Origin of the sequence: Ruminiclostridium cellobioparum subsp. termitidis CT1112 (genome assembly GCF_000350485.1) — a bacterium.
GTDB lineage: Bacteria > Bacillota > Clostridia > Acetivibrionales > DSM-1351 > Ruminiclostridium > Ruminiclostridium termitidis.
This window is the reverse complement of record NZ_AORV01000061.1, coordinates 87,883-114,524: the sequence shown is the minus strand read 5'-3', so window position 1 is coordinate 114,524 and position 26,642 is coordinate 87,883. Positions and strand designations below refer to the sequence as shown.

Sequence of the window (26,642 nt, the reverse complement as noted above, 5' to 3'; positions counted from 1 at the left end):
TATCACAGAATACATTACGGAGGTTGTTATGAAGCTTGATAAATATTATTTGCACGACACTGTTATGAATGCCTTAAAAGAGGACATGCCATTAGGAGATATCACTACCGATAATATAATCAGCGAGGGTGATGTATCAAACGCAGAATTTCTTGCAAAACAGGATGCGGTCATAGCAGGGCTTGAGGTTGCCCGGCATGTTTTTGAAGTCCTTGACAGCAGGGTCAGCTTTACTGCATTGATCAAGGACGGTGACAGCGTCAAAAAGGGAGATATCATCGCAAGAATAAGCGGGCCTGCAAGGGCTTTGCTTAAGGGTGAAAGGACAGCACTGAACTTTTTGCAGCGCCTTTCAGCTATTGCAACAATGACCAGCAGGTATGCCATGAAGGTCAAGGATTTACCTGTTAAAATAACTGATACCAGAAAAACAACTCCAGGGCTGAGGCTCCTGGAGAAATACGCCGTAAATGCCGGCGGAGGGTCAAATCACAGGTTTTCACTGTCGGATGGTGTATTGATCAAGGATAATCACATAGCTGCGGCAGGCGGAATAACCAATGCAATTAACCGGGTAAGAGCCAGCATACCACACACCGTTAAAATAGAGGTCGAGGTGGAATCGCTGGAAGAAGTACAGGAAGCTCTTGACTGCAAAGCAGACATTATCATGCTTGACAACATGTCAAATGAAAAAATGGCGGAGGCTGTTGCACTAATTAACAAGAGAGCGCTGGTGGAGGCATCTGGCAATATGACTGAGGAAACAATATATGATGTTGCCAGGACAGGGGTTGATATTATTTCGGTGGGGAAACTTACCCACTCTGCCAACTCAGTTGATATTAGCATGAATATAGAATAAAAACGGCTTTTTTTGTTGTAAATGAAAACTGTGGATAATTATTTAATTATCCACAGTTTTTTTAAGTTATTCACATATGAGTTTTGTTGAATCAGTGAAAGCCGGGAATACCAATGGTTTGACTGCTGTTGAATAAAAAAGGGTTATCCACACATTGCTCAAAAAATGTGAATAAATAGCTTTCGTTTTTGGATTTAATTGGTAAATGTATGCATTCTACAAAATATTGTTGCATAAAAGATTCAATACCTGCATATATAGTGGTTTGTAAAAATTATGGCAAAAAAAACATGTGTATAATGTGGATAGCGTGAAAACAATTACCTTCTATATTTTTTATGTAAGGTGACAAAATATCAATGTACGCTAAAATAAATCAAAGGCATAAAAGCGTATTATTTTGAGGGAGAAGCAAGGTTTCTTTTGATGAAATTTAATACGCAGTAAAAATGCCTTAAAAAGGAGGCACTAACTATGAGTAGACATAAGAGTATCATGTCAGAAGCCCTTAAAGAGGAAATTGCCAAGGAACTTGGAGTCTACAGCAAAGTTTCAGCTGAGGGCTGGGGATCAGTTTCTTCAAGAGATTGCGGAAGTATGGTTAAGAAGGCAATTGAAATGGCTGAAAGAAGTGTCAACCATTAATGGGTTAGTTTAGCGTCATTTAGGGGCTGGCAGCGGATTATGTCTGACTGCCTCCCCATTACATAGTCTTTCCTGTAACTCAATCAGTTGATTTTCAAGGTAAATTCATTTATTATTAAATGAAGAGATGATTACGGGAGGGAAAGCTTTGAAAAACGCATTGTTTGTATACAATCCTATATCGGGCGGCCGCAAGGTTCCAAACGAGCTGGATTACATACTGAGTACTTTTCAAAAGAAGGGTATTCTTGTTCAGCCGTACAGACTTATAGATGCCAACAATGAATATCTCGTAAGTGCCCTGAAGTCAGGAATTTATGATTTTGTAATTGCCTCGGGCGGGGATGGCACTATAAATTTTGTTGCAAACATCCTTCTGGACAACGATATCAAAATGCCTATCGGTGTAATTCCTTCAGGAACCTGTAATGATTTTGCCAAGTGTCTGGGGATCAACTCCCTGCATGAAAGCCTGAACATTATCCTGCAGGGCAGGACTCTTATGTGCGATGTGGGACATATCAACAATTCACATTATTTTTTGAGTACTTTTGCAGGCGGAAATTTTGTAGATGTATCTTTCAGTACAAACAGTGAACTTAAGAAAAACTTCGGACCCTTTGCATATTATCTCAAGGGTTTGTCCGAAGTTGCAAATATAAAGAGCTTTGATTTGAAAGTTACGGCTGATGAGCATATTATAGAAGGTAAATTCATATTGTTTTTAATTGTTAACGGCAAACAGGCGGCGGGCTTTCCAAACCTGTTGAATGATGCCGATTTTACCGACGGCTATATGGATATCATACTTGTAAAGAAATGTTCGAATATAAACCTGGCCAGTATTTTCTTCAAGGTTCTCAGCAAGGAATCGGTAAATGACAAAAATGTTATCATACTCAAGGCAAAAAAGTGTGAGCTGACAAGCAGGTCGCCCATTGCCCTTACCGTTGATGGAGAAAAATCAGAGCTTTTTCCGGCGGCTATAGAATTTAAACATAAGCTTCTGGAGGTTTTTGTACCGCAGAATATATATGACCTTAATCAATAAAAATAAGATTTGCCATACAAAAATATTGGAAATTCTCTTTGTGTATATATAATAAAACCGGTATCCTGGTATAAAATCCAGGATACCGGTTTTAAAGTCAATACATCTGATGCTTATTGTCCTCATAGGCAACAAGCAGTTGGTTCCGGCCGTTTACAAGAGTTTTCTTTACATAATAGCCATTTTTTGATAATACATCATAGATTTCGTCGGCCTGATGAAAGTAGTTGTTGCCCACGTCCAGAATGAGAGTTTCTCCTGGCTTAAGTCTGTTCCGCACCACTTCAAGTGTATTTTTGTCATTCAGGCTTTCGAAATTTATTATGTTATTTTGAAGCTCCATATCACTGCACCTCTTCATAAGTAATTATTTTAAAATACCAAATTTAATATGCTTTGCAGCAATTGTAAGTTTTACTGTTTGAAGCTTATTATTTGCACAAGTCTCTAAAATTATTTGATAGTAAAAATTTTAATAATGTATTGTATAATTTTTTCATTTAATGGCTAATATAATATTGACCTCACAAAATACATTTTGACCCCCTTTACATGGTTAGTCGATGGCGACTAACCTATTTTTTTATGTTAAAGCCGGGAACCATAATTAAAGCAGTTTTGACCGCGGTATCTTGAAATTTCCTTAATAATTGGTGATAATAAGAAGAGTAAAAGGTTTTTATTTATATAAGTAAGGGATAAATTTTTTAAGTCAGCAGATTATTTAAAATTCAAAAAGCAGGGAATAATGATATGTTCCGTGCGGAAATGGGGATTTGTCATGAATATTGCAGGTTTGATAGATCATACGGCTCTTAAGCCTGAAACTACAAAAGCACAGATTGAAAAGCTTTGCAGTGAAGCGGTGGAGTACGGTTTTGCGTCGGTATGTGTTAATCCTTGTTATGTAGGTTTGTGCAGCCGGCTTTTAAAGGACAGCAAAGTAAAGGTGTGTACCGTAATTGGTTTCCCTTTGGGTGCAACCACTTCTGCCGCAAAAGCTGCTGAGGCCGCAGAAGCTATTCAGAATGGTGCCGCCGAAGTTGATATGGTAATTAATGTGGGTGCCATAAAGTCGGGTGATCTTGATTATGTTAAAAAGGATATAGAAGCCGTAGTGCAGGCAGCAAGGGACAAAGCCCTTGTAAAGGTTATTCTTGAAACCTGTTTGCTGACCGATGAGGAGAAAAGGACCAGCTGCCGGATATGCAAAGAAGCGGGAGCCGACTTTGTAAAGTCATCGACGGGTTTTAGTACAGGCGGAGCAACAGTTGAAGATATAAAGCTCATGAGGGATATGGTAAAGCCTAACCTCGGGGTTAAAGCCTCGGGAGGCATACGGGATTATGAAACGGCTAAGGCCATGATAGAGGCCGGTGCCAGCAGAATAGGAGCAAGCGCCTCGGTGGCAATAGCAAATAAGGAAAAGAGCAACGGCAGCGGATATTAAAAAATTAACACCCTTCAGAATATGCTTTTCCGCACATTTTGAAGGGTGTTTTTCGCTTGAAGTTACTATTTTACTTCACCTTTCCATAAACCATGGATGTTGCAATATGCATAAACTTCAGCATTCTTCTTATCACTTAGAATAGCTTTTGGGTCATCTCCCGGGAACAGGTTTATTATTTCCAGGCCTTCATCGCCAACAACGGCTACCCATTCAATATAGTGAACATCAATCATCGGATGTGCGACCGAGCCTACCTCAACATTGATACTGCCGTTGCTTCTGAGTGAAACAGGGATGTGTTTTTCAACGGCTGCTTCGGTTGTGTTGGCAACAAGTTTCTCCATGGGCTCTCCGCAACAGACAAGAGTTCCGCCGCCGCTTTTTATTAATGCAACCATATTTCCACAATGCTTACAACGGAAAAAAGATACCTCATTCTTCATAATCAAAATCTCCCCTCGTGACTTTATTGGAATCCGTATTGGCTGCGCACAATAAATGCAGCATGCCAAAAAAGATTCATTCTATACTTTTATCCAAACCTGTTATATTTTATACCCTGATTTCCATACCCAAAACACATTAATATTTAATCTCTTGTTAAACCATAGGAAGCGGGGGTATAATTTTCATGTCATTGATTTCATTAACAGCGGAGGCAAGGGTGATTTATAATAATATAAAGACTGCAAGGTTTATTTGCAGGCCAAACAGGTTTATTGCACATATTGAGCTTGATGGAAGGGAAGAGGTATGTCACGTAAAAAATACCGGCAGATGCAGAGAACTGCTGAAACCAGGGGTTACGGTATTTGTACAGGAGTTTGATAAAACCTCCAGAAAAACCAGGTATGATCTTATCGGTGTTATGAAGGGTGACAGGATGATCAATATGGACAGTCAGGTTCCCAACAAGGTTTTCCATGAATGGCTGCTGAAAGGGGGACTTTTGGAGGATATTACCCTGATTAAGCCTGAAGCAAGGTACAAAAATTCCAGATTTGATTTTTATATAGAGACAGAAAAGGAAAAAATATTTATTGAGGTCAAGGGAGTTACTCTGGAGGACAATAACGTTGTCTTATTTCCCGATGCGCCCACCGAAAGAGGGGTCAAGCACATCAAAGAGTTAATGGAGTGCATGGAGGAAGGTTATAAGGCTTACATAGTGTTTGTTATTCAGATGAAAGGGGTGAGCTACTTTACACCCAATTACAGAACACATGAGAAGTTTGCTGAAATTATAAAAATTGCTGAGGCCAGGGGCGTTAACGTTGTGGCCTGTGACTGCAAGGTAGGAGAAAATTGCATTGAAATAGCGGAAAGGGTTGAGGTGAGGCTTTAATGCTTTATGAGTACGGTTTAAAAACTGAAAGACAGAATTTCTACAACATAACCGGCAGGGTAGCGGACGCACTTGCAGAAAGCGGAATAAGGGACGGTGCGGTCCTGGTGTTCTGTCCGCATACTACTGCCGGAATAACCATTAATGAAAATGCTGATCCTGACGTGGTGAGGGATATGCTGCTGGGACTGGACAAAGCGTATCCCGACAGGGCAGAGTTCAGGCATATGGAAGGTAACAGTCATGCACACTTAAAAGCAAGTGCGGTTGGAAGCAGCCAGTATGTTATTGTCGCAAACGGAAAACTCGTCCTGGGGACATGGCAGGGAATATACTTCTGTGAGTTTGATGGACCCAGAAACCGGAAGTTTTATGTAAAGGTATTATAAGTATGAATTTTCACATGCGTTCTTTATCTGCAGCTCCTAAATTTTTCAGACTGAAAATTTTAGGAGCCTCAGTCTTATAGTTAATAGGACGAATTACCCACAAGAAACTGTGCATAACAGGGAGAAACTGTGGATATTATGTTAAAATCATGCGAAGTTATCCACAAATATACTACATTATGTTGATAAAACTGTTGATAAGCCAATAAATATGGGGATTTCTTGTAGATAATCCAATGAGAAAATCCACAGCTTATTTATAAACAAATAAAAGTGAATAATGTGAAAACTCTGTGGATTAAATAATAAGAAATCAATACTTTTTCCACAGAAAGACTATATTTTGTTAATAAAGTTGTGGATATATCTATATGTATGGGGATAGTATGTTGAAATATTTAAGATTTAATCCACAGAACTAATATATCCCCTCTTTAATTATTTTCTGCTGCTATATCCCTTGTTAACCGGATATTTATTAGTGTTTTGGCTCTGGTTCTGGTTCTGATTCTGTATAGCCTGGGCTACAAGATTGGTCAGAGGCTGGCCTATAGCTTCCTTATAATTGAATCCAAGCAGTTTTAATATTTTAAAGGTTTCAGCCGACAATATCTTTTGTATTGTAGAAACAAATTCACTGTCACCGCCGCTAAAAGGCAGAAAAGTTGTTATAATGGGAAGCAATTCCTTGGTTATATACTCAATGTCCTCATCGGATATGTCCTGTGACAGGAACTCCTGTTCGTAACACTTGGTTATTTGAATCAGCTCGTTTTTATCGGTTGTCAGGTCGTTAATTATCTCTTCCAGTACGTTTATGGTCTGTTTGTCATTCTGTATCTGTTTTACAAGGTTAATTTTATTATATATGGCCTCTGCGGTATTTTTAATACTGACTTCCTTTAGTCTGACAGCTAATTCGGTTACCGGACTGTTGGCTGGTTCCATAATATTCACTCCTCGATAATAAACAAAATCATCAATAATTAAATAGTGGTATACATAATTATATGCACATAATGAGAAGGAGGTTAATATAAGGCTGCAATATTTTGTATTTATTCATTATACAACTATTGCCGGCTTTTTTATTTTGATTTTACAGGATATAATATTATATAATTAAGAATAAAATTCAGCTGCAATGTTGCACAATTTGAATATTAATGTATAATATAGATGTACGTACAAGTTGTTTTTCAGGAGAATATGATGCAAAAAAGTGACAACCAGACTAAATACTATAAGCTAATGGAGTATTTAAAGGGAGAAATACTGTTGGGAAGAATCCGGCCCGGAGAGCAGATACCCTCTGAAAACATGCTGGCCGAAAAGCTGTCTTTGAGCAGACACACGGTGAGGAAAGCCATTTCCATGCTTGTTAATGAAGGTTACCTTTATACCGAACACGGCAGGGGAACCTACTGCATGGACAGGAGCAAAAAAAGAAACGATTCCCGGAATATCGGCGTAATTACTACCTATATTTCGGAATACATTTTTCCAAAGGTCATTCAGGGGATTGACAGTGTGCTCTCAGGTAACGGCTACAGCATTATGCTGAAGAACACCAACAACAATACCGAAAAGGAAGCACTTTGTCTGGAGGATGTGCTGCAGAAAAATATTGAAGGACTTATTATAGAACCCACCAAAAGTGCGTTGTTTTCCAACAACCTGCAGTATTATGAGGCTTTGGACAAACATCAGATACCCTATATTTTTATCCACGGTTACTATCAGAAGCTGGAAAGCAAATCCCATGTGCTGCTGGACGATGCAAAGGGAATGTATTCCGCGGTAGAATATCTGACAGGGCTGGGACATAAAAAGATAGTAGGTATATTTAAGGCTGATGATATACAGGGGCTGGAAAGGCACAAGGGGTACGCAAGAGCCATCAGTGAAGCCGGTCTGCCATATAATCCCGATCAGGTAATATGGTTTCACACTGAGGACAGGGAGGTAAAACCCTATAATGTCATCAGACAGATGATAGAGAATAAGAGCGGAGTTGACGCTATAGCCTGCTATAATGACGAAATTGCATTCAGGGTATACGAACTGCTGAACAGCCTGGGTGTCAAAGTACCTGAAGATATTTCAATTACAGGTTTTGATGACTCCTACTTTTCTGCAAACTGTCCGGTCAGGATCACCAGTGTCAGCCACCCTAAAGAGAAGCTGGGAGAGGCGGCAGCCGAACTGCTCCTGGAAATGCTCAAAGATAATGATTATTTGGATAACCCGGTACAGAAGATTATTGTACCCGAGCTCATAATCAAGGAATCCTGCATAAAGAGGTAGGTTGAATATTCAATTTCTGATTTGGCAATAAAAATTAGATCATTTAGATATATAGATAATCATTTATTCAGTTTAAATTTTTTAGAATGACTTGTACGCATGAGCATACTAATATAATACCGCTTTATATTAAATGCCCGCAGCTTAAAATTGATATGTTGATTAAATTGATTACGTTTGAAGTGAAACATAAATAATTTATTAAAAAATTAGGGGGGCTAATTAAATGAATAATATTCCAAAAGTAAAGCTTGGGATTGTTTCGGTAAGCAGAGACTGTTTTCCGGTGGAATTGAGCGTGGAAAGGCGTAAAGCAGTTGTTAAAGTCTGTACTGAAAAAAGCATTGAAATTTTTGAAGCAAACACGGCGGTTGAAAATGAAAAGGATGTACTGAAGGCTTTACAGGAACTGAAGGCTTCAGGAACAAACGCTCTGGTGGTATACCTCGGAAATTTCGGACCTGAAGGACCTGAGACCATACTTGCTCAAAAATTCGGCGGTCCTGTAATGTTTGTGGCTGCGGCTGAAGAAACCGAAAGCAATCTGATCAATGGACGCGGAGATGCGTACTGCGGTATGCTTAATGCCTCATATAACCTGGCTCTCAGAAAATTGAATCCGTATATTCCCGAATATCCGGTTGGAACTCCCGAAGAAATAGCAGATATGGTTGCTGATTTTGAAACTATTGCAAGAATTTTACTGGGGCTTTCCAAATTGAAAATATTTACCTTTGGCCCAAGACCGCACGATTTCCTGGCATGTAATGCACCTATCAAGCCTTTGTTCGACCTGGGGGTTGAGGTGATGGAAAACTCGGAGCTTGACCTTTTTGAGGCTTTTAACAACCACAAGGATGATCCGAGGATTCCTGCAGTAATAAAAGAAATGGAACAAGAACTGGGGGACGGAAACGGTTATCCCGGAATTCTTCCAAAGCTGGCACAATATGAGCTTACATTGAAGGATTGGGCTGAGGACCATAAAGGTGCTTCCGAATATGTAGTTTTTGCAAATAAATGCTGGCCGGCTTTCCAGACACAGTTTGGATTTGTTCCCTGCTACGTGAATTCCAGACTTGCTTCAATAGGGATACCTGTTGCGTGCGAAACAGACATTTACGGCGCATTAAGCGAGTATATAATCACATGTGCCACGCAGCTGCCGGCAACGTTGCTCGATATAAACAATACGGTGCCTAAGGACATGTATGCAAATAATCAGAACAAGTTCGCAGGTTATTCACTTACCGATTTGTTCATGGGTTTCCACTGCGGAAATACACCTTCATGTCATATGAAGGACTGTTCAATGAAGTACCAGCTCATAATGCGCAGGTTGCTTGAACCTGACAAGGAGCCCGATATTTCAAGAGGTACCCTGGAAGGAGCCATCAGACCCGGGGATATCACTTTCTTCAGACTTCAGGGAACAGCGGACAGCCAGCTGAGAAGTTATGTTGCCGAAGGTGAAATAATCGATGTGGATCCTAAATCCTTCGGAGGTATAGGAATATTTGCAATAAAAGAGATGGGCAGATTCTACAGGCACGTACTTATAGCCGGGAGATATCCTCACCACGGGGGAGTAGCCTTCAAACATGTGGGCAAGCTTCTGTTTGCTGCCATGAAGCTTCTGGGTGTAAGTGATGTTGCATTTAATCAGCCTGCAGCCATGCTTTACAAAGATGAGAATCCATTTAAATAAATAAAGCAGGTAAATAAAATAGGGCAGGTAATATTAATCCGGTCAACGGCGAATAAATATAGTAGTTAGCATTGAATAGCATCCTGTTTGTATCAATAAGCAAACTTTGGGGAGGAAAAAAATGAGTTTAGAATTGAAGGATATTAAAAATGCCATTGTCAACGGGCAGACTGCAATCGGGATTGAACTGGGCTCCACACGAATCAAAACGGTTCTTGTGGCTGAGGGTAACAAATCAATTGCTTCGGGCAGTCATGACTGGGAAAACAGTTATCTCAATAATGTCTGGACATACAGTCTGGAGGATATCTGGAAGGGTGTACAGAGCAGCTACAATAAGCTGGCTGAGAGTGTAAAGGAAAAGTACGATGTAACCATTCAAACTACCGGCTCAATCGGTATCAGTGCCATGATGCACGGATATATGGTCTTTGATAAGGAAGAAAAGCTTTTAACGCCATTCCGCACATGGCGCAATACCATAACCGGTCAGGCTTCGGAAGCTCTGACCGGGCTGTTTGGCTATCCGATTCCCCAAAGGTGGAGCATCGCCCATCTTTACCAGGCCATTTTGAATAAGGAAGAGCATGTTTCCAATATAGACTACATCACAACGCTAGCCGGCTATATACATTGGAAACTGACGGGACAGAAGGTTTTGGGAGTCGGCGATGCCTCGGGTATGTTTCCTATTGATGTGGATACCAGGGATTTCAATATGCGAATGATCAAACAGTTTAATCAACTTGTCAGTGCGGACAATATCCCATGGCAGCTGGAAAATATCTTTCCAAAGGTTCTGGTTGCGGGAACCAAAGCAGGAGAACTCACAGCAGATGGAGTAAAGCTGCTGGATGTTACAGGTCAGCTGCAGCCGGGAATTCCGCTTTGTCCGCCAGAGGGTGATGCGGGAACCGGTATGGTGGCTACCAACAGTGTATCGTCCCGTACAGGAAATGTGTCGGCAGGTACATCGGTTTTTGCAATGGTCGTACTTGAGAAGGAACTGTCCAGGGCATATTCGGAGATTGATCTGGTAACAACACCCGATGGCAAGCTGGTGGCCATGGTGCACTCAAATAATTGTACCTCGGATTATGACGCATGGATGGGTTTGTTTGCAGAGGCTGTGAAAGCACTGGGACTGAATGTAGACAAACCCAGGCTCTATGATATCCTGCTTGGCGCGGCGCTCCAGGGTGACCCGGACTGCGGAGGCTTACTGGCCTATGGATACATTTCCGGAGAGCATATTACACATTTTGAAGAGGGTCGTCCCATGTTTGTGCGTTCGGCAAACAGTAACTTCAACCTTGCCAATTTTATGCGTGTAAATTTATACACGGCACTGGGTGCGCTTAAAACAGGTATGAATATCCTTCTGGAAAAAGAAGCGGTTAAGCTGGACGAATTGATGGGACACGGCGGGTTCTTCAAGACAAAGCTGGTGGGACAGAAGATCATGGCAGCAGCTGTTAATGTTCCTGTATCTGTCATGGAAACTGCGGGAGAGGGCGGAGCATGGGGCATTGCCCTGCTTGGTTCATATATGGTCAACCGGAATGAAAATGAATCGCTGGAGGACTTTCTTAAACGTGAGGTTTTTGACGGGGAACAGGGAAATTCCATTGCGCCTGATCCGGCTGAGGTTGCCGGCTTTAATGAATTTTTGAAACGCTATACAAAGGGTCTGGATATTGAAAGAGCTGCCGTTAACAATCTGAGATAAGATTTTATAAACTGGTAATGAATGATTTTGAGGTGAATATATATGTTGGAACAACTGAAACAGGCAGTACTGGAAGCAAACCTGGAGCTCCCCGTACGCGGGCTTGTGACCTATACCTGGGGAAATGCAAGCGGTATTGACAGGGAAAAGGGTCTTATTGCTATCAAGCCCAGCGGCGTTGATTATGATGTAATGAAGGCAGAAGATATGGTGTTGATTGACCTGACAGGCAAGGTTGTAGAGGGGGATTTGAAACCCTCCTCCGATGCTCCCACACATGTGGCGCTGTACAATGCCTTCCCCGATATTGGGGGAGTATGCCATACACATTCAAGATGGGCAACTTCTTTTGCGCAGGCGGGTATGGGAATCCCGGCATATGGAACGACCCATGCAGACTACTTCTATGGTGAAATTCCATGTACGCGTGAAATGACCAGGGCCGAAATAGAGTCTGCGTATGAGGCAAATACAGGAGTAGTAATAATTGAAACCTTTAAAGAGCTGAATCCGAATTATATACCTGCTGTGCTTGTAAAAAACCATGCTCCGTTCACCTGGGGGAAAAATGCTGCCGAAGCAGTACACAATTCTGTTGTGCTGGAAGAGGTGGCTATGATGGCAATCCAGTGTAAACAGCTGAATCCAGCTGTAACTGCCATGCCGCAGGTGCTGCTTGACAAGCATTTTCTGCGCAAGCACGGGGCGGGAGCTTATTATGGACAGAAGAAGTAGCAAGGAAGAGCCGGTTTGGATATAGAGTTTGCTGCTCCGCGATGCATAGAGGCTTTCGGGATACTGATCAGGTTCCCGGAGGCCTCTATTTATGCATTAATAAAAATATATTAGTTAAAATATATTATTGTGTTATAATAACCGATATCGGTATATACATAAGAAAATTCGGATCATATGAGGCACAGGTTATGAAAAGTATCTTCAATACACGTCAGGGAAACAAAAGAGCAGCTATAGGGCTATCCGTATTATTGATAATAATGGTTTTATTTAAAATTACTCTGATTATTCTGTCAAGGAATTATATATATCTGATAACTGCCGATTTTTGCCGGCATATACTCAATCCCGCAATAAATGTCCTTATTCTTCTATTACTGATCATGCTTGAATTGATCTTAATACCGAAGGTATGGCTGATCGTGCTGACTACCATTGTCGGTATATTGGCTTTACTTTTGATCAGCTCCTTTGGTTTAATTGACAGAATAGATTCAAAATATTTTTATTTTAATTCTCCGGATAATTCCAATACCCTTATTGTTGAAGAAAATACCTGGCTTTTGGCAGGCTGGAGTGATTTTTATATTAAAGACAACATGTTTTTTGTAAGAAAAATAAATGCAAAGATACTTACCGACAATGGGTACAGACCCTTCACAAACAAAGATTATATTTTGACATGGATAAATAACAATACGGTGGAGCTTACCTATGGGTTCGGCGGCAACGGTACGGTTGAAAAAGAGATAATCAGACTCCCATAAGCTATATAGCTATAGATAATAAAGTAGCATTCTAATCAAAGCTTCTCAGTACTCCAAGAGGCTCAAAATATATAATGTATTTACCCAAGACCTTATATATTCCATACTTTCCTTTATAATTGCAGATACACTCCTCCAGAAATTCTTCGGTGACATCAAGAAACTGGGATAATTCATAACTGTTCCGGATTCCAATATTGTAAGCTTCAATGAACTTTTCCAGCGGAATAAGCTTTTCATAAGCCCACCTTCGTGCTCTGCTTTCCTGCTGGAGTACTACAATCCTGTCGGTATCCCCGGACAGCAGATTTCCGCATGAGGTGTGATAATGCCCGAGTTCTTCGGCAATTACACAGCAGAGTTCGGATTGGGTATCAATACTTGGATTAAGGGTGATTACCGGTTCTGTTTCACTGTCAGAATAGTATAGACCCTTTACGTTGTCCGGGAGGGTATTGGAAACCACATTTATCCCAAGTTCCTTACATTCATTAAGCAGGGCTTCTTTCTTATCAAGGGTTTTTATCATTTATTGTCCTTCTTCTTATATTTTACCTTAAGATAGTCAATGTAATTTTTTAATTCTTCCTGTGCCTCAGGCGGCAGACCGTCGCCATACCCGTCGGTGCGGTGGGCGGCAACGGTGGCTGAAATATCCCGTCCCAGCAGGTAATCCGTAGTGACATTAAAATAATCGGCAACCTTGGCCAGCCTGTCGCCGGAAGGAATAGCATTAGACCACTTTCTAATACTTCCGTTTGCCAGGCCTGTTTCCTGCTCAAGCCGCGATATTGAAACATCTTTTTCTTCACATAGTATTTTGATCCTATCAAACAAATTCATACATAGACTCCAATCTAAGATATATGGAAATTCTATTGACTTATTAGCTCATAGTCTATATAATGTTTCTATAGCTAAATAAATCGACAAAATTGTATTATAAAAAATAATTAAAATACAGTACCCTTGCAACAAAATTATTGCTGCAAATGGAAAAGGGCATACATCCATCATAGACTATGGTCTAATGATTGTCAATGTTTTTAGCTCTAAAATTAAAATAATGATACCGACCATAAAAATTGGTGTACCGGGGATATATTGCAAACAATATTAGGAGGAAGCTATGACTAAAGAACGGCTCAATGAAATTATAAAATTGAAAAGAGAAGTGGAACAGCTTAGAGAAAAACTCAGGGAATTAAACTACGGAGATAATGAGACAATCGTCACTGACAGGGTCAGGGGAAGTATGGCACAATTTCCATATTTGCCACGATCATTTACCCTTGTCGGCTGTGAACAAATGTCTGAAGAATGTATCAGGAAGAGAGATGCAGTAGGAAAGAAGATCAGTGATAAGTATCATGAACTTTACGGCAGGATCGATGAGGCTATAGATTTCATACAAGGTATCGATGACAGTGATGTAAGACAGATACTTACATACAAATATATAGACGGGCTTATCTGGGAGCAGATAGGGCAGTGTATGAACTATGGAACATCCTCGGTAAGATTGAAGCATGATAAATTTATAAAAAGTATAAATGATTAGCACCCATTAGCACATTAAAAGCTATATAATTGTATTACCAAAAATATATTTTCACACGAAAGCAGCGTATAAATAACATGTTCAGGAGAGTTGAAACATACTCTCCTTTTTGCTGCTCAAAAATTCGAACAATGAATATAACTGTTGAGCCGCAGTGAATAAATGGCAAACCTGCAGAGTTAAATAAACAATTGCAAATGCATCCCCGGCTGAGGATAATAATTCAGCTTTTTAAATATAGAACTGATCAGAAAAGCTTGAGCTCAAAAAATAAAAAGGAGGAGAAAGAAAATCAAAAAAGCCCTGAAAATTAATTAATAATTGAAAGCCGCATAGACCGGGAACGCCATTAAAAGAATTATGTTCTGTTACCGGGGATGAACAATAAGGGAACAAAGAACTAAGCCGCTGGGAGGTGATAAACATGGAATTAGCCAGCAATGCATTAACAACTGCTGCAGCAGTAAAAAATAATCTTAACGGGTGCCTGATTGACATAAACGATGACCTTATAAACCAAAAAATCAACGAGGTTTCACAATTCATTGAAACCTATACGGGAAGAAAGTTCAATAATGAGATCAGGGAAGAAAAGCTTGAGGGAACAGGAAGCGACACTTTGCCGCTCAGGCATTATCCGGCGGGAGAGGTGCATGCATTGGCCTGACAACAATGAATTATCTGAACGGGGATGGCAGAGCGCAGGTCGGGGGACAAACTATACATGGATAGCTTATGAATAAGGAGAGTGATAATTTTAATGGGTAATTATTTAGTGATTTACGATAGTACTGGGAACTGAAAGATATACGCTTTTGGTGAAACTTCCAGTATAAACGCCATAGAAGTGTATGATTCTGAAACAGAAAAATAGGCCCTAAAAGCATCAACTACTCTTATGAATGGTTTTAGTGCGGTGGCTATAAATAATAAAATATATATTAAAGATCTTAACTAAATAAATTATTTTTTAAACCAAAGGACTACTCAGAAGTGGGTAGTCCTTTTATGTATTGCGAAAACATGAAAGGGTGAGACAAATGAAACAAGAAGGCAAATTCATTTTAATGAACCGGGATGAACTCAGGATTTACATTGAAGGGCTAAAGGGAGCCAAGACCTTTAAAACAATTCAGCAGCATCATACGGCCAGCCCGGCATATAAAGACGTTAAAAACAACCATTTTCAGCTAATGAAGGGCATGGAAAACTATCATATTAACACGCTCAAAATGAGTGAAATAGCCCAACACTTCAGTACATTCCCCGATGGAGGCATATGTTTAGGCCGGCCGCTTACAAAAGATGGCGGAGGCTTCCTGAGTCCTCTTAATAAGGATTCAATAACTATTGAGAACGTCGGGAACTTTGATTCGGACATTATGACTGAGGAGCAAAAGCAAAGCATAATATTGCTCAATGCACTTCTCTGTAAAAAGTTTAATATAGTTCCTTACACTTCAACACTTATATATCATTGCTGGGTACAAAACACATCGTGTCCGGGATTAAAATGGTTCGGAGGCAATACCAGGACAGCAGCAGAGAAAAAATTTATACCCCTGATAAAAGCGGCAATGGAAGAACCTTTGACATTTGAGCAAGCATTGGAGATTGTTTCAAAGAAGGTAAATACGGTATACCAATACTGGCTGAAAAGAAAGGACATAGATCCGGCATTTTCCGCACTGATTATAAAAATTGCAAAGTCGTTTGGAGGTGAATGATATGGAAAAGATTAATTCTTTTAAGGCTTCTATTATTGCGCTGTTAACAAGTGTCTCAGCACTGTTGGGTTGGTTCGGCTGGTTGGTCATAACTTTTGTTGTGTGCATGTCTGTGGACTGGATAACAGGATCTATGGCAGCCTGGAAAAGGGGAGAGTGGGAAAGCAAGATTGCACGTGAGGGCATATGGCATAAAACAGGCAGTATCATAGCTGTTTTAGTAACGTTAATACTTGATGCCGTAATTGGCAATATGATAAATAATATACCAAGTGTCTCACTGCCGTTCACTTACACGGTTCTTTTAAGTCCAATAGTTATAGTATGGTACATACTTACCGAACTTGGAAGTATAATTGAAAATGCCGGCAGAATGGGAGCTCCTGTACCGGTTTTTTTACAAAGAGCTATTGCACTTTTAAAAGAGAGTGTCGATGCAGCAGGAGAGAAAACCACAGAAAATAAATAATGGCAAACCTATAGGAAGCAGGCCTAACACAACTTTTTTCCGATAAAGCACCAAAGGCAGTCACCTTGAAAAGATAAAAGAAAAATTAATTATTTGATACAAAATATTAACTTAAGATATCAAATGACTGGTATCCAAACATCTAATTCAAGATTAGTATATTGGATGAATAAAAATGCATTAAATATTAAATTTTATTTAAACTATATATGATTTTTAATACAAATTTGCAAGTTATTTAATTAATTCGGAGGTTTTAACATTGAAAGAGGATAAAACGCTTATATTAGGAATGATCGGGGTATTTTCCACAATCATATCAGAAATAATAACATGGATAGGAAAACTGAGCGGATTGGCAAATTACAGCGATTACGAACTAACCAGCCTTATTATAACATTAAATAGACCAACAGTGCTTTTAGGGTTTGTTATAGAAGGTTCAATTGGTGTGATAATATCAATTGTGCTTTTTAAATTGGTTAAAGAAACCGGAGAGAAGTACATTTTATTGAAATCTGTAATCACCGGTATTGTAGCTTGGATTATAATTGAGATATTAATTACTATGATAGTAGAAGGGAAAACAATACCCTTAAGGGAGTTGGCGGCTTACTATACTCACTTGATAGGGGCTATTGGATTTGGTATAACACAAGGATTGCTATTTAAAAGGTATATATTGAGTAAGTTCCATTCAAAAGAACAGATAGATTGATTATAGGTCTCTAGTATCAATTTATAAAAATTATATAGAAAAATGTTGTAATTTTATGGTGGCGATGTTAGATTGTAGGTATAAATATTAAGGGGGTCAAACTATATGATATGTCCAAATTGCAATATTGATAATCCTGAAGGAGCTGTAAGGTGTAATTGCGGATATGATTTCGGAACATCAACAGTAGTGGATTCTTATTCTGCAGTGGTAGCCGAAAAACCTTCAACGCCATTACTGGTAATAGGCTGGATATGTTCTATCCTCGGGGGATGGTTAGGTATAGTCATTGCATGTATTATTACCTTCAGCAAAAATAAACAAGATAAATCGCAATACAAGTATGATGAATCGTCAAGGAAGCAGGGAAAAATAATGCTGGGCATTGCTATAGCCATGACAGTAATATCTATTATACGTATACTCTAATAAAAATTTTAAAATATTAAGAAAATAAATAATATGAACATAGTAACAGCGCTCCTCTGGGATTGAAAACCAGGGGAGTTTATTTTATAATCATTGCAAAAATTATGTAACCCAAAAAAAGTTGGTGCCATAATTACCCAAAGAATTCTGATTCAAGATACTGCTTACTGCATCTGTACAGACAAGCGGCTTATGGTACACACGACACAACACGATTCAAACGTGCAACCTGTAGTTTAGGAAAGAGATTTACTGCTTTTTGCAACTTCCCACATCATAGCATAATCCCTGAATATTGTCTGTTATATAATTACACCCATTTGTAACTTATTCTTAATTTTGACTATTATTTATAACTTTAGTAGTCAAATAAAATTATAAAAAAACAATCAGTTTGTATTTTTATAACTATCACATAGTGAGTCTTTCTATACTTGTAAATTGTATCATACAGGACATTAATAAGTCACACAGTTCTCTCCGGTTATGCAATCGATAATGTCTAGAGCAATTAAAATCTGCAGTTTTAGCAAAATTAGAAATACTAGGACTGGACGGGGACGGTAAGCCACTTACTCAGGGATAAAAGAGAACTGTAAAAGGTTCTCTTTTATTGTATAACCTTCTAATTATACTATTAGTCTACATAAAATATCAGTCTTATACTTATATGGATATTGAGGTATAATTTAGCAAAATATTATTTTGGAGGTCGATTTGATGAAGAGATTTAATAAGTTATTATGTTTTATGGTAGTTTTTGTTGCAGTTATGGCAGCGCTTTGTACGGTTAGTTTTGCAGCAACAATTGGGCAGCCATTGCTAAGCCCAGAGGCAGGATGGCAGCGGATTGATGATTCTAATAGGTTAATCAAATTTGAAGGAACAAACTGGTTAGAAATTACAAATTCAAATTGGCACGAAAGTACTGTTCATTATATAAATTCAGGAACAGAGGCAAATTATATTACATTCAGTTTCAAGGGGACAAAATTAAGAATTATTGATAATATATATCAAATAGGTCATTCCGAGAAGATAGAGATAACAATAGATGGGCAAACTGAATACTATAGTGAACATCATAACAATGCCTATACTACCATAAGAGGAATTGTTTATGAGAAGTTAGAGCTAGAAAATAAAATACATAAAGTTAAAATAAAAGTCAGCGCAGATGCAAAAGAAAAATACATGTGCTTTGATGCAATTGATATAGATGATACTGGTTACTTAGTTGATATTAATAATCCAGTTGCTCCAACAAGTCTTGTAGCAACTGGTGGTAATTTAAATGTTGATTTATTTTGGGATGCTGTTGAAGGTGCAACAAATTACATGGTAAAACGTTCTATAACTCCAGGTGACTCATATGAAATAATAGCAACAACCTCTGCAATTACATATAATGACACAAATGTTATAAACGGAACTACATATTATTATGTTGTAAGTGCAGTTAATGCTGGCGGTGAAAGTCCAAATTCAAATGAAGCTTCGGCAACTCCAACAGCTCCACAGCCAACCAATCAATTAAAACTGGTTCTTGAGGTAAATCAGCAAAAGCAGTTAAGCGTAAGTGAAGAATTAAGTGATAATACTGAAATGGATTGGGTATCTTCTGAACCTTCAATAGCCACAGTCGATGCAAATGGCAATCTTAAAGCGTTAAAGCCGGGCAATACGGTAATTACCTGCACAAGCAAAGACAAGGCATATACCGAATCAATAAATGTCCTGGTGGTAGATTTGGAATATCAGCTGGCAGTTGATTTAAATATAGGAGGTACCTGCAGATTAACCATTGATGATTTAAAAAATACCACCTTTGTTACATGGACTTCATATGATCCTACGATTGCAACTGTATCCGCCAAGGGTAAAGTTACAGCTGTAAGTGAAGGATTAACATACATAACCGCGACAGATAAAGACGGTAAGGAAATAGGACGGATTTATATAAGAGTAAGGCAGTAAGTAATATAGACTTAATTTAATAAATTTGTTTGAAACAAAGGATTACTCAGAAATGGGTGGTCCTTTTTGTAATGCACAGAATATGCAAGGACCATAAAAAGTTATTGAAAGCTATTTGAAAAGTAAAGTATTAATGGTTATTGGCAGTATTACGCTGTGTTTAAGTGTAGATACGTGGTAATTAGTATAGTTAGCAGTATAGTATGGATTCTATATTTTTTGAAATCTGAAAGAGTTAAAGGAACATTCATTAAGTAGCTAAAGATAAAGGGCCTTCGGGCTCCTTTTTGATTTTATTAGTAACTTTAGTAGTCAAATAGTAATCATAAATAATTTACGTTAACCGATTAAAATATACAACAAAACCGCTGAGTCATATGACTCAGCGGCATATTATGGTACGCCCGACACGATTCGAACGTGCGACCTGCGGTTTAGGAAACCGACGCTCTATCCTACTGAGCTACGGGCGCGTATAATAAACTTTCCGACGTTTTAACATTATATCACGAATGGTGAAAAAGTCAACGGGTTAAGGGATAATTCCTACTTAACAGCAAAGCTTAGAGTCAAATTAACCAGTACAATGCTTTAATTATACCTATCTGCCGGTGTACATACTTATCAGATAATAGCCTAAAACAGTCAAAGCAATAATACCTGCAGTCAGAAAGGCTACTTTCCACGGGGACAACGGAGACTTTCCGTCAACCCTGCCGGTTTGGCCATTGATCATATAGCCATAGTTCTTATCTTTGTATTTAAAGGAGGAGAACCACAGCGGCAGCAGGATATGTTTGTATTTCTTATTGTCATAGGCTGTTTTAAACCGTATATCTCTTACTTCATCAGCATTGATCTGCGCCTCTATTCCTCGAGCAATAAAGCCGGAGAGCCGTTCTTTCGCCGTTTCCCAGCCAGTTTTAAGATCTACAGAATAGCGCTCAGCTTTAAACCCGGAAAGGTATTCGGGCTTGTACGGGGTCAGTTCCTCCATATTATAGGGCAAGATTCGGGCGTACATGGCATCATCAATATGGACTGAGGAGTCCACTACATAATTTCTGAAGTCCTCCACATACTGGCCCGATACGGGATACCAGCGGGTCCGCATTTCCTGGTGCGCCACCTGTTCTGTCTTGCCGTCCCGGACCTCTGTCCTGTACACGGTGACCCAGTAATGTTCTCCGGCCATAGCCGTATAAAAGGAGCTTGTGTCGGCATCAAAGGACCAGCAGGGAACATACATGCCGGTAAGCTGGACATTCTGGCTGTTGACACCCTTCCTGAGTTTTGACGGCGCCAGCCATTTTCCCTTCAGCCACTTTCTGTATAGACCGACGGCAGCTTCATATTTAATTTTGAATGGAATGATACCTTCGGGCATTATGCCTGTGGTAATCACTTCTTCCTGGATGTTGCTGTTGCCGCAGAAAGGGCACCTGTCAGCCACGATGAAGGCATCAAACACCGTTTCGGCACCACAGTTTTTACACTTCACGGCATGGCTTTTTTCACCCCACACCTGCGGCTCCAGTTCACGGTCGTTGTCAAACCCGTAAGCAGTGGGGTGCTGACGGGTATCCTCCATGCTGATTACATGTTTGCAGTATTCACATTTCAGGTTCTGGGACTCCGGGTCAAAGACCATTATCCCTCCGCAGGAGGGGCATTTGAAAGAGGTGGCCGATGTTTGGGGCACACCCTCCTCATTGATTCGTGAGCCGGACTTGCCGGTATTTAGTTCGCTCATATATGTGACCTCGTATTTGTAAGGGCCGGATGCGGTTATTTCTGAAGTCAATTATGTTTGGAAGCTTTCGGCTTTCAAACATAATTGACTTTGGTAACGGATATCATGGATCCGGGAGTATCTGTATTCTACTGCTGCTTCTGACCGCATTCAGGACAGAACTTGCTGCCGCCCGGCAGCTCATTTCCGCAGCCTGCGCATTTAATTACAGAGGGTGGTACCTTGGTTCCGCACTCCAGGCAGAATTTTGCCTGTGCCGTAAGCTGAGCACCGCAGGCAGAGCATTTTACGGTGCCGGGCTCCTGGGTGTGTGCGGCAGCTTTTGGTTCAGCAGGCTTTTGCTGTCCTGCCGAAAAGGCTTCTGCAAACATATTGCCCAGACCCATTCCTGCTCCAAGCCCAACACCTGCACCGGCAGCTCCGCCGGAATTTTGGGCGGCATCCCTTATGGATTCAGCTGCCTGATATTTAGTGTATTGATTCAGACTGTCGCCTATGATCCCCATTGAAGTACGCTTATCAAGTACTTTTTCCACTTCCTCGGGAAGTGAAATGTTTTCAATAACAAGTGACGACAGAGTCAGGCCCAGCTCTGTAAAGCCACTATCCAGCTTATTCCTGGACATTGCAGCTATTTCATCATATTTTGAAGCCAGATCCAGGGCCGGAACAGCCGCCTCGGCCAGCAGATCGGAGATACCTGAAACAATCTTGCTTTTAAGCTGTCCGGTGATCCCTTCGACGGTAAACAAACTTGCAGTTCCAAAAACTTCTCTGAGGAAGACCGATGGGTCAACCACCTTGAAGGAATAAGTGCCGAACATTCTCATACGCAGCATTCCGAATTCCGCATCCCTCATCATTACAGGATTTGTAGTTCCCCATTTGCAATTTGTAAACTGCCTGGTATTAACAAAATATACCTCTGATTTAAAAGGAGAATTGAAACCGTACTTCCAGGACTTAAGCTTGGTCAGTAGGGGCAGGTTCCGGGTATCGAGAGTATAGCTTCCAGGAGTAAAAACATCTGTAAGCTGGCCTTCGTCAACAAAAACTGCCATTTGTGACTCTCTGACAGTGAGCTGAGCCCCCATTTTAATTTCCTTATTTTCAACAGGAAACCGATATACCATAACATTTGAGCTGTTATCAGTCCATTCTATTACTTCTATAAATTGAGACTTTATGAAATCAAATAAACCCATATTAACCTCCATGAGCCGCTTATCGGCCGTAAATTCACAGGTTAGTTTTGGAAGACGAACGCAAGTGAAGTCTTTCAAGCTAACCTCCGGATATTTAATTAATTCAAATTCGTTGTTGGTGTCCAAAGTTAAAAGAACATTTACTCTTATACTTTAACATAAATTCTTTAATTTGTGATATTTAACAGATAAATTAACGCTTTTGTCGCATTTTAATTTATGGCTGTTCCGATAATAAATGGCAATTGTAATAAAGGGAACCTGCTTGGAAAGACTTATTTGAAAGTTATAGGGCATTGAAAGCAGAATTAGCCGGTATAACGCGTTATTTTTAAGGAAATCCGTGGAAAATAATTTACCGTTGTTCTATAATTAAATATAAATGATTTCTCAAACACGTATATGCAAGTTTTTTCAGAAAAAATGAGAAACTAGTATTTGAGTTTATTTGAAAGGGATTTAAATTTTTGCGTGTGTAAAACGCAGTAAATTAATAAGACGGAGGTAGTAAATATGGCTTCAAACAAAGCATTACCAAAGAGGCAGGATATCGACTCCAAGTTCAAATGGAAGCTGGAGGATATTTATAGCGATAACTCCTTATGGGAGCAGGACTTCAAAAAGGTAAAGGAACTGGCAGAGCAGATAAAGGACCTGCAGGGCAAGCTGGCAGAGAGTGCTCAGAGACTGCTGGAATGCTTCAAAAAAAGTGATGAACTGTTATCCTTGAATGATAAGGTTTTTGTCTATGCCAGAATGAAGAGGGATGAAAATAACGGTGATGCCACCTATCAGGCTCTGACCGACAGAGCATCCTCCCTGGCAACGGAAGTTTTTGCGGCTATTTCCTATATAGTGCCCGAAATGCTCAGTATTCCCGAGGAGACTTTGCTTTCATATGTAAACTCTGATAAGGAGCTGTCTGTCTACATGTTCTCAATTAAAGAGAATTTAAGGCAGAAGGAGCACATCTTATCTGAAAAGGAAGAACAGATACTGGCTATGTCGGCTGAAATATCGGATATTGGCGGAGATGTATTTACGATGTTCAATAACGCCGACATCAAATTCCCCTACATAAAGGATGAAGAGGGGGAAGAGATCGAGGTAACCAAGGGAAGATACATCGCATTTCTGGAGAGTAAGGACAGAAGGGTTAGAAAAGACGCCTTTGAAGCTGTTTACAGTTCCTATAAAAAGATGAAAAACACATTGGCGGCCTCTCTTACAGGCAATGTCAAGAAAAACAGGTTCTATTCGCTTGTACGCAAATATCCCTCTGCGTTGGAGGCCTCGCTGGACAATGACAATATTTCGGTGGATGTTTATACAACGCTCATAGATACAGTCAATAAAAACCTGCCCTTGCTGGACAGGTACCTGAAACTGCGTAAAAAAGTCCTGAAGCTGGATGAACTTCACATGTATGATCTATATGTTCCCATGGTTGAGGAATTTGACAAGAAGATACCCTATGAAGAGGCCAGGACAATAGTAGCCGAGGCATTGAAGCCTTTGGGTGAGGAATATATAGGATATCTGCAAAAGGGAATGAACTCGGCATGGATAGACGTGTATGAAAATGAAGGCAAGACCAGCGGTGCATATGCGTGGGGTGCTTACAAGACACATCCCTATGTTCTGCTCAACTACCAGAATAAAATAAATGATGTATTCACGCTGGCACATGAGATGGGCCATGCGCTTCACTCCTACTATACCAATATGACCCAGCCCTATGTATATTCGGAGTACAAAATATTTGTTGCTGAAGTGGCTTCAACGGTAAATGAATCACTTCTTATGAGATACCTGCTGCCCAGAGCTTCAAGCAAACAGGAGAAGGCGTATTTATTGAACCACTACCTGGAGGAATTCAGAGGAACTGTATTCAGACAGGTGATGTTTGCCGAGTTTGAAAAAATCATACATGAAAAGGTTGAACAGGGAGAGGCTCTGAATGCCCAGGAGCTCAGCGACATTTATTACGGCCTCAACAAAAAATACTTCGGTGAAGCTGTAACCGTTGACGAGGACATAGCAATGGAATGGTCCAGGATACCTCATTTCTACAGCAGCTTCTATGTATATAAATATGCTACGGGTTTCTCCTCGGCAACAGCCATAGCAGAAAAGATCCTTACCGAAGGAAAGCCGGCAGTTGATAAATACCTGGAATTCCTGAAGAGCGGCGGATCAAATTATCCTCTGGAGCTGTTAAAAATTGCCGGTGTGGATCTTTCAACTCCACAGCCTATCCAGGATGCCCTGAATGTGTTTGAAAAGACACTGGATGAGCTGGAAGAGCTCTTAAAATAGCAGACCAGCAGACCGTAGATATTAGCGGCAAAGTAGACTGATTTAGATTAATGAAATTGCGTTAATAGAAATGGATTAATAAAAATAGACTGATATAAATTAATATTTATAGATTTATTAAATTTATATTCAGTGTATTTAGTGAACAAATTTATTATTAATTTGGAGGAAACAACATGAAGGATCCGCGTATAGAAAAACTTGCAGAGAATCTTATAAATTACTCCTGTGAATTAAAACCCGGAGAAAAGATTCTCATTGAAAATATAGGTAATGAGGTACCCCTGTCAAGAGCTCTGATTCGTGAGGCTTACAAGGTTGGAGGGATACCATACCTCACTGTCAAAAACCCTGAGCTGGAGAGAGTGCTCCTGGAACAGTGCACCGAGGAACAGATGAAGGATATGGCCCGATACGAGCTGGCACGCATGAAGGACATGGATGCATATATCGGAATCAGATCGGGTGATAATGTCAGTGAGAAAGGGACTGTTCCATCTGAGAAGATGAAGATTTACATGTCACTCTTTAATAAGCCGGTCCATTCGGAACAGAGGGTAAACCACACCAGATGGGTTGTTATGAGATATCCCAGCCATTCAATGGCACAGCTGGCCAATATGCCCACGGAATACTTCGAGGATTTCTATTTCAATGTCTGCAACCTGGATTACAGGAAGATGTCTGCCGCAATGGACCCGTTGGTAAAAATGATGGAAGCCACAGACCGGGTGAGAATCACAGGCAAGGGTACCAATTTGACCTTCTCAATCAAAGGTATCCCCGCAATCAAATGCGACGGAAAACTGAATATTCCTGACGGGGAAGTATACACGGCTCCGGTGAGGGATTCGGTCAATGGAGTTATAACCTACAACTGTCCAGCTGTTTACCAGGGAGTAACCTTTGAGAATATATGCTTTGAGTTTAAGAACGGCAAAATAATCAAGGCAACGGCCAATAATACCGAACGTGTAAATGAGATACTTGATACTGACGAATCGGCCAGATATATCGGAGAGTTTGCAATAGGGGTAAATCCGTTTATTGATACGCCAATGAAGGACACTCTCTTTGATGAAAAGATAAGGGGCAGTATCCACTTTACCCCCGGAAGCTGCTATGAAGATGCTCCAAACGGAAACAAATCCTCTATCCATTGGGATCTGGTATTTATTCAGAGACAGGAATACGGCGGAGGAGAGATCTGGTTTGACGACAAGCTCATCAGAAAAGACGGACTCTTTGTGCCCGGGGAATTGCAGGGACTGAACCCGGAGAATTTGAAGTAAGCAGTCGCTGAGCTGAAAGGTTTTGATCTGATGGAAATAGCAATGGTTTGTCTCAAAGGTACGACACAATAGGGAAATATGTGTACAGCACACGGCATAGTCAGTTTTGGCTATGCCGTTTTGCTGTTCTTATCTAATTTTGAACTCTCATAAACAGTTGATCAATGATAGATTATCATAAATACATTAAATTCT

The 26,642-nt window shown here is 40.0% G+C and carries 28 protein-coding genes and 1 tRNA gene; 21 read left to right on the top strand and 8 right to left on the bottom strand.

The features are described from left to right. The first annotated feature begins 28 nt into the window (after positions 1–28). The 3 genes from nadC (at position 29) to CTER_RS21945 (ending at position 2,561) form a co-directional block, all read left to right on the top strand. Positions 29–865: a carboxylating nicotinate-nucleotide diphosphorylase gene (nadC, locus tag CTER_RS21955; RefSeq protein WP_004629408.1), complete on the top strand. Its 837-nt coding sequence runs from the start codon at positions 29–31 to the stop codon at positions 863–865. A 474-nt stretch (positions 866–1,339) separates the two neighbouring features. Further along, the gene (locus tag CTER_RS21950) at positions 1,340–1,510 is read left to right on the top strand and encodes a small, acid-soluble spore protein, alpha/beta type (RefSeq protein WP_004629451.1); all 171 of its coding nucleotides are present in this window, start codon (positions 1,340–1,342) and stop codon (positions 1,508–1,510) included. A 148-nt stretch (positions 1,511–1,658) separates the two neighbouring features. After that, positions 1,659–2,561: a YegS/Rv2252/BmrU family lipid kinase gene (locus CTER_RS21945; protein WP_004629349.1), complete on the top strand. Its 903-nt coding sequence runs from the start codon at positions 1,659–1,661 to the stop codon at positions 2,559–2,561. Positions 2,562–2,658: 97 nt separating this feature from the next. On the opposite strand, the gene CTER_RS21940 is transcribed toward CTER_RS21945, so the two are convergent. Then, entirely contained in the window at positions 2,659–2,904 is a 246-nt protein-coding gene (locus CTER_RS21940) for a hypothetical protein (RefSeq protein WP_004629354.1), read from the bottom strand. A gap of 438 nt (positions 2,905–3,342) precedes the next feature. On the opposite strand from CTER_RS21940, the gene deoC reads away from it, so the two are divergent. Further along, a complete protein-coding gene (gene deoC / locus CTER_RS21935) occupies positions 3,343–4,011 on the top strand; it encodes a deoxyribose-phosphate aldolase (protein WP_004629360.1) in 669 nt (222 codons plus the stop codon). Between the two features lie 65 nt (positions 4,012–4,076). Here the strand turns inward: deoC and CTER_RS21930 are convergent, their stop codons facing one another. After that, entirely contained in the window at positions 4,077–4,457 is a 381-nt protein-coding gene (locus tag CTER_RS21930) for a desulfoferrodoxin family protein (protein WP_004629391.1), read from the bottom strand. A gap of 221 nt (positions 4,458–4,678) precedes the next feature. Between CTER_RS21930 and sfsA the strand changes: the two genes are divergently transcribed. Together sfsA and CTER_RS21920 are read left to right on the top strand one after the other, a co-directional pair. After that, positions 4,679–5,359 carry a DNA/RNA nuclease SfsA gene (gene sfsA / locus CTER_RS21925; protein ID WP_040761867.1) on the top strand — a complete coding sequence of 227 codons (681 nt, stop codon included), beginning with the start codon at positions 4,679–4,681 and terminating at the stop codon, positions 5,357–5,359. Next, a complete protein-coding gene (locus CTER_RS21920; protein WP_004629454.1) occupies positions 5,359–5,748 on the top strand; it encodes a secondary thiamine-phosphate synthase enzyme YjbQ in 390 nt (129 codons plus the stop codon). The genes sfsA and CTER_RS21920 overlap by 1 nt, the downstream gene beginning before the upstream one ends. Before the next feature lie 438 nt (positions 5,749–6,186). Here CTER_RS21920 and CTER_RS21915 read toward each other — a convergent pair whose 3' ends face one another. Continuing rightward, positions 6,187–6,696: a hypothetical protein gene (locus tag CTER_RS21915; protein WP_004629426.1), complete on the bottom strand. Its 510-nt coding sequence runs from the start codon at positions 6,694–6,696 to the stop codon at positions 6,187–6,189. A gap of 264 nt (positions 6,697–6,960) precedes the next feature. Between CTER_RS21915 and CTER_RS21910 the strand changes: the two genes are divergently transcribed. The 5 genes from CTER_RS21910 to CTER_RS21890 all read left to right on the top strand — a co-directional run bounded on the left by CTER_RS21910 (position 6,961) and on the right by CTER_RS21890 (position 12,997). Continuing rightward, a complete protein-coding gene (locus tag CTER_RS21910; RefSeq protein WP_004629411.1) occupies positions 6,961–8,055 on the top strand; it encodes a GntR family transcriptional regulator in 1,095 nt (364 codons plus the stop codon). Between the two features lie 226 nt (positions 8,056–8,281). Further along, positions 8,282–9,763, top strand: coding sequence for an L-fucose/L-arabinose isomerase family protein (locus CTER_RS21905; protein ID WP_004629374.1), 1,482 nt, complete (start codon positions 8,282–8,284; stop codon positions 9,761–9,763). A gap of 121 nt (positions 9,764–9,884) precedes the next feature. After that, positions 9,885–11,492 (top strand): xylulokinase, encoded by a 1,608-nt coding sequence (locus CTER_RS21900; RefSeq protein ID WP_004629335.1) that lies wholly within the window; start codon positions 9,885–9,887, stop codon positions 11,490–11,492. 42 nt (positions 11,493–11,534) lie between these two features. Beyond that, on the top strand, positions 11,535–12,227 hold the full coding sequence (araD, locus tag CTER_RS21895) for an L-ribulose-5-phosphate 4-epimerase (protein WP_004629434.1): 693 nt from the start codon (positions 11,535–11,537) through the stop codon (positions 12,225–12,227). A 191-nt stretch (positions 12,228–12,418) separates the two neighbouring features. Further along, entirely contained in the window at positions 12,419–12,997 is a 579-nt protein-coding gene (locus CTER_RS21890) for a hypothetical protein (RefSeq protein WP_131469473.1), read from the top strand. Between the two features lie 31 nt (positions 12,998–13,028). Here CTER_RS21890 and CTER_RS21885 read toward each other — a convergent pair whose 3' ends face one another. Next, positions 13,029–13,526: an ImmA/IrrE family metallo-endopeptidase gene (locus tag CTER_RS21885; protein ID WP_004629447.1), complete on the bottom strand. Its 498-nt coding sequence runs from the start codon at positions 13,524–13,526 to the stop codon at positions 13,029–13,031. Continuing rightward, positions 13,523–13,840 carry a helix-turn-helix domain-containing protein gene (locus CTER_RS21880; RefSeq protein ID WP_004629420.1) on the bottom strand — a complete coding sequence of 106 codons (318 nt, stop codon included), beginning with the start codon at positions 13,838–13,840 and terminating at the stop codon, positions 13,523–13,525. Before CTER_RS21880 ends, CTER_RS21885 begins: the two co-directional genes overlap by 4 nt. A gap of 286 nt (positions 13,841–14,126) precedes the next feature. On the opposite strand from CTER_RS21880, the gene CTER_RS21875 reads away from it, so the two are divergent. The 8 genes from CTER_RS21875 (at position 14,127) to CTER_RS29320 (ending at position 20,136) form a co-directional block, all read left to right on the top strand. Further along, positions 14,127–14,558 (top strand): hypothetical protein, encoded by a 432-nt coding sequence (locus tag CTER_RS21875; protein ID WP_004629341.1) that lies wholly within the window; start codon positions 14,127–14,129, stop codon positions 14,556–14,558. A gap of 424 nt (positions 14,559–14,982) precedes the next feature. Next, a complete protein-coding gene (locus tag CTER_RS21870) occupies positions 14,983–15,225 on the top strand; it encodes a hypothetical protein (RefSeq protein ID WP_004629401.1) in 243 nt (80 codons plus the stop codon). 373 nt (positions 15,226–15,598) lie between these two features. Continuing rightward, entirely contained in the window at positions 15,599–16,285 is a 687-nt protein-coding gene (locus CTER_RS21865) for a peptidoglycan recognition protein family protein (protein ID WP_004629326.1), read from the top strand. A gap of 1 nt (position 16,286) precedes the next feature. Next, a complete protein-coding gene (locus CTER_RS21860) occupies positions 16,287–16,754 on the top strand; it encodes a phage holin family protein (RefSeq protein WP_004629366.1) in 468 nt (155 codons plus the stop codon). A 262-nt stretch (positions 16,755–17,016) separates the two neighbouring features. Further along, complete coding sequence (locus CTER_RS21855) at positions 17,017–17,472, top strand: hypothetical protein (protein WP_004629362.1); 456 nt, start codon at positions 17,017–17,019, stop codon at positions 17,470–17,472. A gap of 105 nt (positions 17,473–17,577) precedes the next feature. Then, positions 17,578–17,901: a hypothetical protein gene (locus CTER_RS21850; protein WP_004629414.1), complete on the top strand. Its 324-nt coding sequence runs from the start codon at positions 17,578–17,580 to the stop codon at positions 17,899–17,901. A gap of 720 nt (positions 17,902–18,621) precedes the next feature. After that, positions 18,622–19,878 (top strand): Ig-like domain-containing protein, encoded by a 1,257-nt coding sequence (locus CTER_RS28955; RefSeq protein WP_004629405.1) that lies wholly within the window; start codon positions 18,622–18,624, stop codon positions 19,876–19,878. Positions 19,879–20,034: 156 nt separating this feature from the next. Then, positions 20,035–20,136: a DUF2569 family protein gene (locus CTER_RS29320; RefSeq protein ID WP_165585977.1), complete on the top strand. Its 102-nt coding sequence runs from the start codon at positions 20,035–20,037 to the stop codon at positions 20,134–20,136. 138 nt (positions 20,137–20,274) lie between these two features. Here the strand turns inward: CTER_RS29320 and CTER_RS21840 are convergent. The 3 genes from CTER_RS21840 to CTER_RS21830 form a co-directional block, all read right to left on the bottom strand. Then, positions 20,275–20,351: transfer RNA gene (locus CTER_RS21840), tRNA-Arg, on the bottom strand. A gap of 128 nt (positions 20,352–20,479) precedes the next feature. Beyond that, positions 20,480–21,631 (bottom strand): TFIIB-type zinc ribbon-containing protein, encoded by a 1,152-nt coding sequence (locus tag CTER_RS21835; RefSeq protein WP_004629457.1) that lies wholly within the window; start codon positions 21,629–21,631, stop codon positions 20,480–20,482. A gap of 128 nt (positions 21,632–21,759) precedes the next feature. After that, positions 21,760–22,836, bottom strand: coding sequence for an SPFH domain-containing protein (locus CTER_RS21830; protein ID WP_004629385.1), 1,077 nt, complete (start codon positions 22,834–22,836; stop codon positions 21,760–21,762). Between the two features lie 513 nt (positions 22,837–23,349). Here CTER_RS21830 and pepF point away from each other — a divergent pair. Together pepF and CTER_RS21820 are read left to right on the top strand one after the other, a co-directional pair. Then, positions 23,350–25,155 carry an oligoendopeptidase F gene (gene pepF, locus CTER_RS21825; RefSeq protein WP_004629412.1) on the top strand — a complete coding sequence of 602 codons (1,806 nt, stop codon included), beginning with the start codon at positions 23,350–23,352 and terminating at the stop codon, positions 25,153–25,155. A gap of 176 nt (positions 25,156–25,331) precedes the next feature. Then, positions 25,332–26,447, top strand: coding sequence for an aminopeptidase (locus CTER_RS21820; protein ID WP_004629297.1), 1,116 nt, complete (start codon positions 25,332–25,334; stop codon positions 26,445–26,447). The last annotated feature ends 195 nt before the right edge of the window (positions 26,448–26,642 follow it).

Excerpts from the sequence above, each read along its gene's own strand:
- nadC (WP_004629408.1), top strand. The coding sequence starts at position 29 with ATGAAGCTTGATAAATATTATTTGCACGACACTGTTATGAATGCCTTA.
- CTER_RS21950 (WP_004629451.1), top strand. The coding sequence starts at position 1,340 with ATGAGTAGACATAAGAGTATCATGTCAGAAGCCCTTAAAGAGGAAATT.
- CTER_RS21940 (WP_004629354.1), bottom strand. The coding sequence starts at position 2,904 with ATGGAGCTTCAAAATAACATAATAAATTTCGAAAGCCTGAATGACAAA.
- deoC (WP_004629360.1), top strand. The coding sequence starts at position 3,343 with ATGAATATTGCAGGTTTGATAGATCATACGGCTCTTAAGCCTGAAACT.
- CTER_RS21930 (WP_004629391.1), bottom strand. The coding sequence starts at position 4,457 with ATGAAGAATGAGGTATCTTTTTTCCGTTGTAAGCATTGTGGAAATATG.
- CTER_RS21920 (WP_004629454.1), top strand. The coding sequence starts at position 5,359 with ATGCTTTATGAGTACGGTTTAAAAACTGAAAGACAGAATTTCTACAAC.
- CTER_RS21915 (WP_004629426.1), bottom strand. The coding sequence starts at position 6,696 with ATGGAACCAGCCAACAGTCCGGTAACCGAATTAGCTGTCAGACTAAAG.
- CTER_RS21910 (WP_004629411.1), top strand. The coding sequence starts at position 6,961 with ATGCAAAAAAGTGACAACCAGACTAAATACTATAAGCTAATGGAGTAT.
- CTER_RS21905 (WP_004629374.1), top strand. The coding sequence starts at position 8,282 with ATGAATAATATTCCAAAAGTAAAGCTTGGGATTGTTTCGGTAAGCAGA.
- CTER_RS21900 (WP_004629335.1), top strand. The coding sequence starts at position 9,885 with ATGAGTTTAGAATTGAAGGATATTAAAAATGCCATTGTCAACGGGCAG.
- araD (WP_004629434.1), top strand. The coding sequence starts at position 11,535 with ATGTTGGAACAACTGAAACAGGCAGTACTGGAAGCAAACCTGGAGCTC.
- CTER_RS21890 (WP_131469473.1), top strand. The coding sequence starts at position 12,419 with ATGAAAAGTATCTTCAATACACGTCAGGGAAACAAAAGAGCAGCTATA.
- CTER_RS21885 (WP_004629447.1), bottom strand. The coding sequence starts at position 13,526 with ATGATAAAAACCCTTGATAAGAAAGAAGCCCTGCTTAATGAATGTAAG.
- CTER_RS21880 (WP_004629420.1), bottom strand. The coding sequence starts at position 13,840 with ATGAATTTGTTTGATAGGATCAAAATACTATGTGAAGAAAAAGATGTT.
- CTER_RS21875 (WP_004629341.1), top strand. The coding sequence starts at position 14,127 with ATGACTAAAGAACGGCTCAATGAAATTATAAAATTGAAAAGAGAAGTG.
- CTER_RS21870 (WP_004629401.1), top strand. The coding sequence starts at position 14,983 with ATGGAATTAGCCAGCAATGCATTAACAACTGCTGCAGCAGTAAAAAAT.
- CTER_RS21865 (WP_004629326.1), top strand. The coding sequence starts at position 15,599 with ATGAAACAAGAAGGCAAATTCATTTTAATGAACCGGGATGAACTCAGG.
- CTER_RS21860 (WP_004629366.1), top strand. The coding sequence starts at position 16,287 with ATGGAAAAGATTAATTCTTTTAAGGCTTCTATTATTGCGCTGTTAACA.
- CTER_RS21850 (WP_004629414.1), top strand. The coding sequence starts at position 17,578 with ATGATATGTCCAAATTGCAATATTGATAATCCTGAAGGAGCTGTAAGG.
- CTER_RS28955 (WP_004629405.1), top strand. The coding sequence starts at position 18,622 with ATGAAGAGATTTAATAAGTTATTATGTTTTATGGTAGTTTTTGTTGCA.
- CTER_RS21835 (WP_004629457.1), bottom strand. The coding sequence starts at position 21,631 with ATGAGCGAACTAAATACCGGCAAGTCCGGCTCACGAATCAATGAGGAG.
- CTER_RS21830 (WP_004629385.1), bottom strand. The coding sequence starts at position 22,836 with ATGGGTTTATTTGATTTCATAAAGTCTCAATTTATAGAAGTAATAGAA.
- pepF (WP_004629412.1), top strand. The coding sequence starts at position 23,350 with ATGGCTTCAAACAAAGCATTACCAAAGAGGCAGGATATCGACTCCAAG.
- CTER_RS21820 (WP_004629297.1), top strand. The coding sequence starts at position 25,332 with ATGAAGGATCCGCGTATAGAAAAACTTGCAGAGAATCTTATAAATTAC.